Origin of the sequence: Methylocaldum sp. GT1BB, from assembly GCF_051027545.1 — a bacterium.
Taxonomy (GTDB): domain Bacteria; phylum Pseudomonadota; class Gammaproteobacteria; order Methylococcales; family Methylococcaceae; genus Methylocaldum.
On record NZ_CP194902.1, the window covers coordinates 5,081,554 to 5,094,489 of the forward strand.

Consider the following 12,936-nt stretch of genomic DNA (forward strand, 5'->3'; position numbering starts at 1 on the left):
GCCGCATGTCGCCGATATCCCGGCTCACGGCGACGATCGGACCATATCGAGGGATAAACGGACAATGTGATTTCGCAATCGGCTCTGCGGCCGAGACACATCAGGCCGGAAACGGAAGTCCTGCCGCATGAAAAAGATCAGGGAGAATCGACGCCGCTCGACTGTTCAACCAGCCAGGTCTTCCATTCCTCGAACAGACGTGCATCGCCGGCAGCGACCACCGAACGGGGCTGCAATTCCGGGCTGAAAATCGGCTCACCTTGCAGGGTCTCCGCATGGCCTCCGGCTTCGGATAAGATCAGCGCGCCCGCGGCATAGTCCCAGAGCTTTTGTTTGCCGTGCAGATAAACATGGAATCGGCCGACTGCGAGCCAGCACCACTCCAAAGCCACCGAACCTAGATTGCGTTGCGAACTGTATGGGGGACGGGCGGCCAGCTTCGCCGCCAGCGGCCCCAAGCGTTTAAAATCCACCACTGCCAAGCTGCGCCGCAGCGGCAGATCCGTGGGGCGAACCCTGAGTCGAACGCCGTTCAGCCAGGCGCCATGATCGCGCTGCGCGGTGAAGCATTCATTGCGGATAGGATCGTAGACGATCCCCAAGACCGGTTTGCGCTCGATGAGCAAAGCCAGCGAAATACCGAAAAAAGGCAGACCTGCGGCGAAGTTGCTGGTTCCGTCCAGGGGATCCAGACACCAGAGCCCGTTATCGTTTTGCGCCAGCAGTTCTTGTTGCCGCTGAGCGTCCATTTCTTCGCCCAGCAGTTCGAACGCCGGATAACGCTCGCGCAATTCAATAGTCAGCCGCTTTTGCACGGCGAAATCGGCTTCGGTAACGACGCTGCCGTCGGGTTTGAACCGGCGTTCGGTTCCCGCAAACCGGGGCAGCAATTCTTCCTTGGCTACCGCTTTAACCAGAATCGCGAGATCGTCGAGATGAGGAAGCATGAAGGCTATGCCTTGGTGGGCTCAGTGAATGAGTGTCCAACAACCGTGTTACTGCAAATTACGGAAAGAAAGCGATCTTTCGATTACCCTCACCCCTGCCCTCTCCGAGAGGGCTAATGTCGTGAGCTTAACACGTCGACTGGGTTGATGAACGAAACCCAGCATTTCCTCGGGGTTGCCGCGATTCGGTCGTCATCCCGGCCTACCGTTGCGACACCATCCCAGGACGATGCGGCACCGAATCCACCTTAGTTTGAAGCAAACAAGGCCTGTAAACGAACGCCCGGATCTTCCGCCGTCATGAACGCTTCGCCGACCAAAAAGGTGTGGACGCCGTGACGCCGCATCAGCGACACGTCCTCCGGCGTATGAATGCCGCTCTCGGTTACGACCAAGCGGCCTGGCGGAATCCGTTCCAGCAGGTCGAGCGTCGTGTCGAGGCGGGTCTCGAAGGTGCGAAGATTCCGATTGTTGATGCCGACAAGCGGCAGGTCTAGGCGCAAGGCGCGTTCCAATTCGGAGGCATCGTGTACCTCCACCAGCACGTCCATGCCGAGGTCGACGGCGACATCCGCGAGTTCGCACATGGCCGCATCGCTCAAGGCGGCGGCAATCAGCAGAATGCAATCCGCCCCGATCGCGCGGGCCTCGAACACCTGGTACGGATCGATCATGAAATCCTTCCGCAGCACCGGCACCGAACAAACGCTTCCGGCCTCTTTCAGGTACTCCTCTGAGCCTTGAAAAAAATCCCGGTCGGTCAGCACCGAAAGGCAAGCCGCGCCGTGATCGGCATAGCTCCGGGCGATGTCCGCCGGGCGGAAATCCGGCCGCATCACGCCCTTGCTGGGCGAAGCCTTCTTGATTTCGGCAATGACGGCGGCCGCGCCGTTGTCGACCTTGCTACGTAGAGCGCGAACAAAACCGCGAGGAGCGCCGGCTTCCTCCGCTTGTCGCCGGAGTTCCTCCAGCGGCGTGCGCAAACGGCGCTCGGTAACTTCTTCCGCTTTGCGGGCCAGAATCTTTTGCAGGATGTCGGGGGGATTATTCATGAATGGCTATGGATTGGCTGAATTCGATCAAGGCGTCCAGCTTCCGTCGGGCAGAACCGGCGTCGATGACCGCTTTCGCACGCTCAACGCCCGCCTCCAGGCTGTCCACCAGATTGGCCGCATAAATCGCCGCGCCCGCGTTGAGAACGGTAATGTCCCGAGCCGGACCCGGTTCCTTGTCGAGCACGCTCAGCATCATCTTCAGACTCGCGGCAGCGGTATCGACGGTCAGTTTCCTCAAGGGCGCGCGTTTTATGCCGAATTGTTCCGGCGTCAGCCTATAGGTCGTGATCTGACCGTCCTTGAGTTCCGCGACGTGAGTGGGCGCGCCGATGCTGATTTCGTCCAGCCCGTCCTCGGCATGCACCACGAGCACATGCTTGCTGCCGAGCTGCCGCAGCACTTCCGCGAGCGGCTCCACCCAGACGTCGGAAAAAACGCCGACCAGCTGATTGGGCGCGCCGGCCGGATTGGTAAGCGGTCCGAGCAGATTGAACAGGGTCCGCACGCCGATTTCCCGCCGCGGGCCGATGGCGTACTTCATGGCGCCGTGATGGCGCTGGGCAAAGAGGAATCCCAGGCCGATCCGGTCGATACAGGCCTTGACCTGGTCCGGCGTCAAATCGAGATTGATGCCCGCCGCCTCCAGCACGTCGGCGCTGCCCGAACGGCTGGAAACCGAGCGATTGCCGTGCTTGGCCACCTTGCCGCCGGCCGCCGCTACCACGAATGCCGCCGTGGTGCTGATGTTGAACGTGTGGTTGGCGTCGCCGCCGGTGCCGCAGGTGTCGATGAGATGATCGCCCCTCACCGGAACCTTGGTGGCCATCTCCCGCAGCACCTTGGCCGCCGCCACCACTTCCTCCACGCTTTCGCCCTTGGCGCGAAGCGCGACCAAAAAGGCTCCAATCTGCGCCGGCGTGGCGCCGCCGCTCATGATGGTGCGCATCACCTTGCGCATCTGCGACGCGCCGAGATTTTTCTTATCCAACAAAGCCTGCAGGACGACTGGCATCTCCATCGAAAACCCTCAGCGATTCAGAAAATTGCGCAGCAGGTCGTGGCCCTGCTCCGTTAGGATGGATTCCGGATGGAATTGCACGCCCTCGATGGCGAGCTGCTTGTGCCTGACGCCCATGATTTCCTCGATCTTGCCGTCCCGGTCCTCGGTCCAGGCGGTGACTTCCAGGCACTCGGGAAGCGTTTCCTGCTCGATGACCAGGGAATGATACCGGGTCGCCTGGAACGGATTGTTCAACCCGCGAAATACCCCCGTATTCCGGTGATGCACCATCGAGCATTTGCCGTGCATGATGCTCTTGGCGTGAATGATATTGCCGCCGAACGCGTAGCCGATGCTCTGATGGCCGAGGCAGACGCCCAAAATGGGATATTTGCCCGCGTACTGGCGGATGGCGTCCACCGAGATGCCCGCCTCTTTCGGCGTGCACGGTCCCGGCGAAATGACGATCTTGTCCGGGGCGAACGTTTCGATTTCCTCGACGTCGATCTGGTCGTTGCGCACCACTTCCACGTCGGCGCCCAATTCCGCCAGGTACTGTACCAGGTTGTAGGTGAACGAATCGTAGTTATCGATCATCAATACGCGAGCGCTCATAAGCTCCGCCCTCCTTCGATCCCGGCTTCCGCCATGGCGACCGCACGAAATACCGCACGCCCCTTGTTAAGCGTTTCCTCCCACTCGTTTCGGGGAACGGAATCGTACACCACGCCCGCTCCCGCCTGGATATGCAGGGTGCCGTCCCTGATGACGGCGGTGCGGATGGCGATGGCCGTATCCAGGTTTCCCGACCAGCCGATGTAGCCCACGGCGCCGGAATAGACTCCGCGCTTGACCGGCTCCAGCTCGGCGATGATTTCCATGGCCCTGATCTTGGGCGCGCCGCTGACGGTGCCGGCGGGGAATGTCGCGGCCAGCACGTCGTAAGCGTCCTTGCCCTTGGCCAGACGGCCGGTGACGTTGGACACGATATGCATGACGTGGGAATAGCGTTCGATGATCATCTTGTCGGTGACGCGGACGCTGCCGGTCTCCGCCACCCGCCCGGTGTCGTTGCGGCCTAGGTCGATCAGCATCAGGTGCTCGGCGATTTCCTTGGGGTCGGCCAAAAGCTCCCGCTCCAGGGCCAGATCCTCTTCGTGGGTCTTGCCGCGCCGCCGGGTGCCGGCGATCGGCCGGACGGTAACGGTTTCGTCCTCTACGCGCACCAGGATTTCCGGCGAAGAACCGACGACGTGAAAATCCGCGAGATTCAGGTGAAACATGTAAGGCGAGGGATTCAGACAGCGCAAGGCACGGTATAAATCCATGGGCGAGGCGGAATACGGAATCGACAGGCGCTGCGAAAGAACGACCTGCATCACGTCGCCCTCGACGATATATTCCTTCACCCGCCGCACCGCGTTCTCGAAACCCTCTTGGGTGAAGCCCGAGACGAAGTCGCTTTCATCGACCTGTTTTTGTGCCCCCTGGCCCCGATTCGCCGGCAAACGGTTTTGCCGAAGTCCCTGGATCAGCGTTTCCAGCCGGTCCTGCGCCTGATGGTAAGCATTCGCCTCGGAGGGATCGGCATGGGTCAGAACCAGCAGCTTGCCGGACAGGTTATCGAATACCAGCACATCCTCGGACACCATCAACAAAATGTCCGGTACCCCGATCGGATCGGGTTTTTCGCAGTGCAACTGGGGTTCGATGTAATGAATCGTCTCGTAGCCGAAATAGCCGACCAGCCCGCCGGTGAAACGCGGCAAGCCTTCGATCTGCGGAACTTTGAAGCGTGCACCGTAGCGGCGAATCCAGTCCAGGGGATTATCGACGCGATTCGCCTCGACGATGCGTCCGTCCCTCTCGACCATGATTTCCGAACCGCATACCCGGATCACGGTGCGGCACGGAAGACCGATGATGGAATAACGCCCCCACTGCTCGCCCCCGTGCACGGACTCGAACAGATAGGAATAAGGCGAGTCGGCCAGTTTGAGATAGGCGCTCAGGGGCGTATCGAGATCCGCAAGGACCTCGCGAGCCAGCGGAATGCGGTTGTAGCCTTGATCGGCGTACTTCTGAAATCGTTCGGGCGTCATGATGTCTTGTCCATCCAGATAGGGCGGGTTCGCGAAGCGTAACCCAATAAGCCATTCCTCGGGTTAAGGCCTTCCGGCCCAACCCGGTTTACGTTTGAGGCTGGTTCAGTGACGCCATCGCTCTTTCAGAATAGGTCGATGCATGATGCTCACGCGGCTTTTTTCAATAAAGCGGGCAACTCGGTCAGGGACGAAACGACGGCATCCGGCTCCAGACACTCGACGCCGTTGCCGCCATGATAGCCATAAGGCACACAGACGACCATGAACCCAGCCGCCCGCGCGGCTTTCACGTCATTCGCGGAATCGCCGACCATCAAACCGCGGGAAGGCTCGACTGCGAAAAATTCGGCGGTCTTCAGCAAGGGATAAGGGTCCGGCTTATGCTTTTCGAATTGATCGCCGCAACCGACGAAGTCCATATCGTGCAGTACGCCTAACCGATCCAGCAGCGGACGGGTGAACCTCGAATGCTTATTGGTGACGCACGCCAGGCGGAAACCCGCCGCCTTGAGCAGTTTCAGCCCTTCGGCAACACCCGGAAACAAGCGACTGCGATTGCAGACGTTCGCCTCGTACAGATCCATGAACATCGGCAAGGCCTCGGCGAATCGCGCCGGCTCGCCTTGAGGCCACATTTCTCCGGTCAGCGCGCGCTTCACCAGCATGTCGACGCCGTTGCCGATCCAGCCTTTCACCCGCGATTCCCCGGCCGGCGGCAAGCCCAGCCGGCCCAGCATGGCATCGACGGCAGCAGCCAGATCCGGCGAACTGTCCACGAGCGTGCCGTCCAGGTCGAAAGCAATGAGCTCCGGCGTGCGATCCAGCATTATTAAATGGCTCTGGCCTTGGCCATTTCCTCGCGCAATGCGCGCACGACCGAGTCGTAGCGGTTCGGATCGCTGTCCTTTCCGGCACCGAAAATGGCCGATCCGGCCACGAAGGTATCGGCCCCGGCCGCGGTGATCTCGCGGATATTGTCCACCTTGACGCCGCCGTCGATTTCCAGCCGGATGTTGCGCCCGCTGGCCTCGATGCGCCGCTTGGTCTCGCGCAGTTTGTCCAGCACATAGGGAATGAAAGACTGGCCGCCGAAACCGGGGTTGACGGACATGAGCAGAATCATGTCGAGCTTGTCCATCACGTGGTCCAGATAATTGAGCGGCGTTGCCGGGTTGAACACCAGCCCCGCTTTGCAGCCCGAGTCCTTGATCAGCTGAAGGCTACGGTCCACGTGTTCGGAAGCTTCCGGATGAAACGTGATGTAACTTGCTCCGGCCTTGGCGAAATCGGGAATGATGCGGTCCACCGGCTTGACCATCAGATGCACGTCGATGGGCGCGGTGACACCATGCTTGCGCAGCGCTTCACACACCAAGGGGCCGATGGTCAAGTTGGGGACGTAATGGTTGTCCATCACGTCGAAATGGACGATGTCCGCGCCGGCGTTCAGAACGTTTACCACTTCCTCGCCGAGGCGGGCAAAATCGGCGGACAAAATCGAAGGCGCAATCCAGAGTTCGTTCATAGGCGATGGCTCTCTAAAGAAAAAACGGAACGTTCATAACGCTCCGGCTAAAATCCAACTGGGAACACCGGTATCGGTCATCAATCGCGGGCGCCGATCCGAATGGATTGGGTATTTTCACATTTGGCTTTCGGACGGGCAAGCCGAGGCCCCACCAACGTTACCCGCCCGATCCGCCGATAAACTCCTATCCTTTAAAAAATGCCGACGCAAAAGTCCGCTATCTTCCCGGGAGAAAATATGGGAAACGAGACATCGCCAGATGAAACAACGAGGCCATCCGCCACACAATGGTCCGAAAGAAAAAGCGGCCGAAACGAGTTGGTGGCTTGCCTGATCATGATTAGAGGTCCCCATGTGGGGAAACGGATCGTTCTGAATAAAGACGAAATGGTCATCGGCCGATCCAAAAGCGCAGACGCCCAAATCGACGAGAGTTCCGTATCCCGGAAACATGCTGTCATCAGAAAGCGGGGATCCGAATTCATCATCGAGGACCAAAACAGCAAGAACGGAACTCTCGTCAATATGGAAAAACAGATGCTATGCGTCTTACGCGACCAGGATCTGATCACTTTCGGAAACACCCTTTTCAAATTCATCGCCAACAACAGCCTGGAACTCGCTTACCACGAGGAATTGCACAAGCTCGCGATGCTCGATCCCGTGCTGCAGATCCTCAATAAAAAATTCTTTCTGGACTATCTCGAACAAAAATGCAGTTACAGCCAGTTATTTCCGACGAAATTCGCCATCATTCTGTTCGATATCGATCACTTCAAGCGCATCAACGATACCTATGGTCACCAGACCGGTGACCTGGTCCTGCTGCACGTCGCCAACACAGTGAAAACCCATCTGCGAAACAGCGATATTTTCAGCCGCTACGGGGGTGAGGAATTTGCCATCGTCCTGCCGGATAGCGATGCCGAGCAAGCAGAATTCACGGCCGAGAAGTTAAGGTACGCGGTCGAAACCGCCGCCATCGTCCAGGATGAAGAAGAAATCAAGGTTACCATCAGCTTGGGCGCTGCCTCCTTCGGACCGGCCGAGGCGGCAACCTGCTCTTCCCGGAACCTGATAGAACGTGCGGACAGCGCGCTATACCAGGCCAAAAATGCGGGCAGAAACCGGACGGTTGTCTTTCGCGGCCGTGGGTAAACGCATAAATCCCGTGTTTTTGCCAAAAATCCACCGTCCATAGTCGGCAAACACATGGCTGTCGACAATTTCGGCAACTTATGCATGGGCTGCATGCAGGACAAGGGCGAATCCGCGGTTTGCCCCGCCTGCGGGTATCGGCCGGATCATCGGCGCAGCCCTTTCGCACTGCCTTATCAGGCCGTCCTGAACAACAAATTCCTCGTCGGACGCATCCTGGGCAAACCCGGCGGTTTCGGCGTGACCTATCTCGCCTGGGACTTGGTGCTGCACACCACGGTGGCGATCAAGGAATATTTGCCCCGCGACCTGGTGGCACGGGAGGCCAACAGCCTGACGGTTACGCCACACACGCTCGATGGCAGCGAGGAATTCGCCTATGGACTGGAACAGTTTCTGCGGGAGGCAAGAACCCTGTGCAAGTTCAGCCATCCCAACGTGGTGCGGGTCAGGGAGTTCTTTCAGCAGAACAACACCGCCTATCTGGTGATGGACTACTGCGAAGGCATTTCTCTCGAAGAATATCTCAAGCGCAATGGCGGCAAGCTCGACGAGGCCACGGCAACAGCCCTAATGCTTCCCGTTTTGGACGGCTTGAAGGAAGTCCATGAAAAAGGCTTTCTCCACCGGGATATCAAGCCTTCCAATATCTATCTGGCGAAAGGCGGAACTCCCATCCTGCTCGATTTCGGCGCCGCCCGACTCGCCCTGCACGGGCAAAGAAGCCGGACGCTCTCCGTGATGCTGACGCCGGGCTTCGCTCCTTTCGAGCAATATCTCGAAAAGCACGAATTCGCCCCTGCCGCCGACATCTACGCCATCGGCGCCACGCTTTATTATCTGGTGACCGGCGTAAAGCCGCAGGAGGCGATCAGCCGGTACAAAAAGGATGAAATGGTGCCTCCGCATCAGCGGATTCCATCCATAACGACCCGCTTCAGCCAAGCCGTCATGATGGCCTTGGCCGTCGATCCGGAACGGCGCCCTCAGACCATCCCGGAACTTCGGGCAATGCTCATGCCTCCCGTACCGGCCAATGGCCCCGGACAGTCCGAATCGACCGCGGTTCCGCGAAAGCCAATGCCGCCATCGTCGGGTCGTACCCGTCTGAACTGCCCTCACTGCAAGACGGCAACATCCGTTCCGATGGATGCGAATCCGAGCCATTTCCGCTGTGCAAAGTGCGGCAGAAATCTCGGACTGCTGAAGCGCAGTCGTTCTGTTCCCGCCTGGCTGTGGGTGCTGTTCGGAACGGCTCTGCTGGTTTGGGGTCTCGTCATTTTCGGGCCGGTAGACCTGTCCCGACGACCGGAGAACCCTCCCGCGACAAGCGAGAAACCCGTCATCGCCCCGGCGGAAAAACCCACGGCGGCTCCATTGTCTCCGCCCTCGTGGAAAGAACCCGTCCCGCCCCCACCACCTCCAAGGGAAGAGCCCGCTGTTATTCCGGCGCCGCCGCCGTTTCCGCCGGAAAGGGCGCCCGAAGCCTGGGGACCGGAGAACAGGCAACCGGGACAGCCCGAATTCGTACACCGCTTCGATCATCCTCCCTACCCGCCGCCTCGCCATGCCATCGAGGCCTGTCTAGGCAGGACGGCGGGAATGGCCTGTAATCTCCATCCTCCGGGCAGGCCACTGGCACGGGGACGCTGTGAACAGGTTCACGCCTATTTCGCCTGTGTGCCCGAGGGACACCCGCCCCCGCCACCTTTCGGACCGCCGCGATAACGAAACTCGGCCATAGGTGGCGAAGCGCTATTGGGAGCGGATTGCAGCGAGAACATCGGTGCGAACACTCAAAACCTGGCTTGCCGATAGCCAAGAAAGTAAAACCAAAAGCTCTCTCTGAGGGTGTCGCAAAAGATGTTACTCCTTCTCCCCTCCGGGAGAAGGTTGGGATGAGGGGATCAAAAGAATCAATACCTTTTAATCTCCCCTCACCCAACCCTCTCCCGCTGGAGAGGGCATTGTTTACTTCATGCGCAGAACGGGACGAGAGAACTCGTGAGCCGGCAACCCTTCGCCGACAGCCCGCTTTTTTCACGCACACTAAACTGCCCGCCCCATGCCGGTAACCATCATCGGACTGTTAAAATGATTTTTCCGTCCCGCCCTATTCCATAAGAAACATGTCCGAACCAGCCGAAAAAAAACTTGTCCTCGTCGACGGTTCATCGTTCCTGTACCGCGCGTTTCACGCTCTGCCGCCCTTGAACAACTCACGGGGCGAACCGACCGGCGCGGTTCTGGGCGTTGCCAATATGATGCGCAAGCTCATCGGAGAGTATGAGACTTGCCATATCGGCGTCGTGTTCGACGCGCCCGGAAAGACCTTCCGCGACGATCTTTTCGAGCACTACAAGGCCCATAGGCCGCCGATGCCGGACGAACTCAGGGCGCAGATTCAGCCGCTGCACGCCATTATCCGGGCGCTGGGCCTGCCCTTGCTGATCGAATCCGGCGTGGAAGCGGACGACGTCATCGGCACACTCACGATGAAGGCGGTCGAACAGGGGTTTTCGGTCGTCATTTCCACCGGCGACAAGGACATGGCGCAACTGGTCAACGACCGGGTGATGCTCGAGAACACCATGTTCGACAGCCGCCTGGATGTCGCGGGCGTAAAAGCCAAGTTCGGCGTGCCGCCCGAGTGCATCGTCGATTACCTGGCCCTGGTGGGCGACACCTCGGACAATATTCCCGGCATTCCCAAGGTGGGACCGAAAACGGCGTCAAAATGGCTGAATGAATACGGCTCGCTGGACGGCATTCTCGCCCATGCCGACGAGATCGGCGGCAAGGTCGGCGAGAATCTTCGCGCCAGTCTCGATCAAATTCCCTTGTCGCGCCAGTTGGCCACCATCAAGTGCGACGTGGATCTGCCGATCGGACCGGACGATTTGAAACGAACCGAACCGGATCAAGCCGCCCTTCGGGAGCTTCTGGTCCAGCTCGAATTCAATTCCTGGCTCCGGCAACTGGATGCTTCGAACACTGCCGAAAACCCGGCCGCCCCTATCGAGCAAACCTCAACCAAGGGTAACTACGAAACGATCCTGACCGAGGATGAACTGGAGCGCTGGCTGAAAAAGCTGGAGGCCGCGGAATATTTCGCTTTCGACACCGAAACCACGAGCCTCGACTACAGCCGCGCGGAAGTCGTGGGACTGTCGTTCGCGGTGGAACCGGGCGAAGCGGCCTACGTCCCGGTCGCTCACGATTATCCCGGCGCGCCGGCGCAGCTCAGCCGCGATTACGTTCTGGAAAAACTCCGGCCTTTGCTGGAAGACCGGAACCGCCCGAAGCTCGGACAAAATCTCAAATACGACGCCAATGTCCTTGCGAATCACGGCCTCGCGCTGACCGGCATCCGCCACGACACCATGCTCGAATCCTATGTGCTCAACAGTACGGCCACCCGGCACGACATGGATTCCCTGGCCCAACTCTATCTCAATCATCAGACCATCCACTACGAAGACGTGGCGGGAAAAGGCGCGAAACAGATTCCCTTCCAGCAGGTCAGCATCGAAAGCGCCACCGAATACGCGGCGGAAGACGCCGACATCACCCTGCGGCTTCACCACCATCTTTGGCCGAAGCTCGAGGCGGAAGATTCGCTCAAATCGCTATACGAAACCGTCGAAATTCCGCTGGTGCCGGTCCTGTCCCGCATGGAATGCACCGGCGTGCTGGTGGACGTGTACAAGCTGGCCCAGCAAAGCCGCGAGCTCGAAAAGCGCATGCTGGAGATCGAACAGGACGCCTGCAAGGCGGCGGGATGCCAGTTCAACCTGGGATCGCCCAAGCAGATCCAGACCATCCTGTACGACAAGCTGAACATCCCGGTAGTCAAGAAAACGCCGACCGGACAGCCGTCCACCGACGAATCGGTGTTACAGGAATTGGCGGAAAGTTATGAGCTGCCGCGACTGATCCTGGACTACCGCTCCATGAGCAAGCTCAAGTCGACCTACACCGACAAGCTCGCGGAGCAAATCAACCCCCGCACCGGCCGCGTTCATACCTCCTATCACCAGGCCGTGGCCGCCACCGGCCGCCTGTCGTCCTCCGACCCCAACCTGCAGAACATCCCGGTTCGCACCGAGGAAGGCCGCCGCATCCGCCAGGCGTTCATCGCACCGCCCGGCCGCAAGATCCTCGCGGCGGACTATTCGCAGATCGAGCTCAGGATCATGGCGCATATTTCGGGCGATCCCAGCCTGCGCGCCGCCTTCCACGACAATACCGACGTCCATCGCTTCACCGCCGCAGAAGTATTCGGCGTGCCGCCGGAACAGGTCACGCCCGACCAGCGCCGTTCCGCCAAGGCGATCAATTTCGGCCTCATCTACGGCATGTCCGCCTTTGGCCTGGGGAAACAGCTCGGCATTCCCACCAGCCAGGCGCAGCGCTACGTCGACCTTTATTTCGCCCGCTATCCCGACGTCAAAGGCTACATGGAAACGACCCGCGACATGGCGCGGGAGAAAGGCTACGTGGAAACCCTGTTCGGCCGGCGGCTATACATCCCCGAGATCCAAACCCGCAACGCCCAGCGCCGCCAATACGCCGAACGCACCGCCATCAACGCCCCGATGCAGGGTACCGCGGCGGACATCATCAAGCGCGCCATGATCGCCGTGGACGCCTGGATTCAGGAATCCCGCGCTCCGGTATGCATGATCATGCAGGTACACGACGAATTGGTATTCGAAGTGGCGGAGGATTATGTCGACGAAGCCGCCCGCGAAATCGGCAACCGCATGTGCCGCGCGGCGCAGCTCGCGGTGCCTTTGGTGGTGGATGTGGGGATCGGGGCTAATTGGGATGAGGCGCATTGAATGCGTTAAGGAAGATCTGAAAATCCTTGTCCACTGGACAAAACCATTGACCCCGGCCGAAAGTACCGGCGCCGGGCATCCGGCGTTGGCAACCGCATGTGCCGCGCGATGGACCTAGCGGTGCCCTTGGTCGTGGATGTGGAGATCGGGTCGAATTGAAGATACCGTCTTGGAAATCAAGAGGCAAGCCGCGGGCCGAGCGGCGCAATGTCGCGAAAGGAATCGCGACCTACAGCGGCACGGTCGTAGGTCGGCAATCCTTTGCCGACGAAAGGGTTGGTAGCCACACCAGTTCAGAA

At 59.6% G+C, this 12,936-nt stretch carries 10 protein-coding genes; 3 read left to right on the top strand and 7 right to left on the bottom strand.

Going from position 1 to position 12,936, the window contains the following annotated elements; translation table 11 throughout:
• Positions 1-137: 137 nt before the first annotated feature.
• From ACR2TX_RS23775 to rpe, 7 genes are all read right to left on the bottom strand, one after another.
• Positions 138-947: an inositol monophosphatase family protein gene (locus ACR2TX_RS23775; protein ID WP_156880342.1), complete on the bottom strand. Its 810-nt coding sequence runs from the start codon at positions 945-947 to the stop codon at positions 138-140.
• A gap of 248 nt (positions 948-1,195) precedes the next feature.
• Entirely contained in the window at positions 1,196-1,999 is an 804-nt protein-coding gene (trpC, locus tag ACR2TX_RS23780) for an indole-3-glycerol phosphate synthase TrpC (protein ID WP_434130817.1), read from the bottom strand.
• Positions 1,992-3,020, bottom strand: coding sequence for an anthranilate phosphoribosyltransferase (gene trpD / locus ACR2TX_RS23785; RefSeq protein ID WP_434130819.1), 1,029 nt, complete (start codon positions 3,018-3,020; stop codon positions 1,992-1,994). Before trpD ends, trpC begins: the two co-directional genes overlap by 8 nt.
• A gap of 9 nt (positions 3,021-3,029) precedes the next feature.
• Complete coding sequence (locus ACR2TX_RS23790) at positions 3,030-3,617, bottom strand: anthranilate synthase component II (protein WP_434130821.1); 588 nt, start codon at positions 3,615-3,617, stop codon at positions 3,030-3,032.
• A complete protein-coding gene (trpE, locus tag ACR2TX_RS23795; protein ID WP_434130823.1) occupies positions 3,614-5,104 on the bottom strand; it encodes an anthranilate synthase component I in 1,491 nt (496 codons plus the stop codon). Before trpE ends, ACR2TX_RS23790 begins: the two co-directional genes overlap by 4 nt.
• Positions 5,105-5,253: 149 nt before the next feature.
• Positions 5,254-5,934: a phosphoglycolate phosphatase gene (locus tag ACR2TX_RS23800; protein WP_086134324.1), complete on the bottom strand. Its 681-nt coding sequence runs from the start codon at positions 5,932-5,934 to the stop codon at positions 5,254-5,256.
• Positions 5,935-5,936: 2 nt separating this feature from the next.
• The gene (gene rpe / locus ACR2TX_RS23805) at positions 5,937-6,632 is read right to left on the bottom strand and encodes a ribulose-phosphate 3-epimerase (protein ID WP_077728769.1); all 696 of its coding nucleotides are present in this window, start codon (positions 6,630-6,632) and stop codon (positions 5,937-5,939) included.
• A 339-nt stretch (positions 6,633-6,971) separates the two neighbouring features.
• Between rpe and ACR2TX_RS23810 the strand changes: the two genes are divergently transcribed.
• The 3 genes from ACR2TX_RS23810 to polA all read left to right on the top strand — a co-directional run bounded on the left by ACR2TX_RS23810 (position 6,972) and on the right by polA (position 12,637).
• On the top strand, positions 6,972-7,793 hold the full coding sequence (locus ACR2TX_RS23810) for a GGDEF domain-containing protein (RefSeq protein ID WP_168183830.1): 822 nt from the start codon (positions 6,972-6,974) through the stop codon (positions 7,791-7,793).
• A 54-nt stretch (positions 7,794-7,847) separates the two neighbouring features.
• Complete coding sequence (locus tag ACR2TX_RS23815; protein WP_434130825.1) at positions 7,848-9,521, top strand: serine/threonine-protein kinase; 1,674 nt, start codon at positions 7,848-7,850, stop codon at positions 9,519-9,521.
• Between the two features lie 401 nt (positions 9,522-9,922).
• Positions 9,923-12,637 (top strand): DNA polymerase I, encoded by a 2,715-nt coding sequence (gene polA, locus ACR2TX_RS23820; RefSeq protein WP_434130826.1) that lies wholly within the window; start codon positions 9,923-9,925, stop codon positions 12,635-12,637.
• Positions 12,638-12,936: the final 299 nt, after the last annotated feature.

Bases quoted from the DNA above. Each gene is read 5' to 3' on its own strand.
- rpe (WP_077728769.1), bottom strand. From the start codon at position 6,632: ATGAACGAACTCTGGATTGCGCCTTCGATTTTGTCCGCCGATTTTGCC.
- polA (WP_434130826.1), top strand. From the start codon at position 9,923: ATGTCCGAACCAGCCGAAAAAAAACTTGTCCTCGTCGACGGTTCATCG.
- ACR2TX_RS23815 (WP_434130825.1), top strand. From the start codon at position 7,848: ATGGCTGTCGACAATTTCGGCAACTTATGCATGGGCTGCATGCAGGAC.
- trpE (WP_434130823.1), bottom strand. From the start codon at position 5,104: ATGACGCCCGAACGATTTCAGAAGTACGCCGATCAAGGCTACAACCGC.
- trpC (WP_434130817.1), bottom strand. From the start codon at position 1,999: ATGAATAATCCCCCCGACATCCTGCAAAAGATTCTGGCCCGCAAAGCG.
- ACR2TX_RS23790 (WP_434130821.1), bottom strand. From the start codon at position 3,617: ATGAGCGCTCGCGTATTGATGATCGATAACTACGATTCGTTCACCTAC.
- ACR2TX_RS23775 (WP_156880342.1), bottom strand. From the start codon at position 947: ATGCTTCCTCATCTCGACGATCTCGCGATTCTGGTTAAAGCGGTAGCC.
- ACR2TX_RS23810 (WP_168183830.1), top strand. From the start codon at position 6,972: ATGATTAGAGGTCCCCATGTGGGGAAACGGATCGTTCTGAATAAAGAC.
- trpD (WP_434130819.1), bottom strand. From the start codon at position 3,020: ATGGAGATGCCAGTCGTCCTGCAGGCTTTGTTGGATAAGAAAAATCTC.
- ACR2TX_RS23800 (WP_086134324.1), bottom strand. From the start codon at position 5,934: ATGCTGGATCGCACGCCGGAGCTCATTGCTTTCGACCTGGACGGCACG.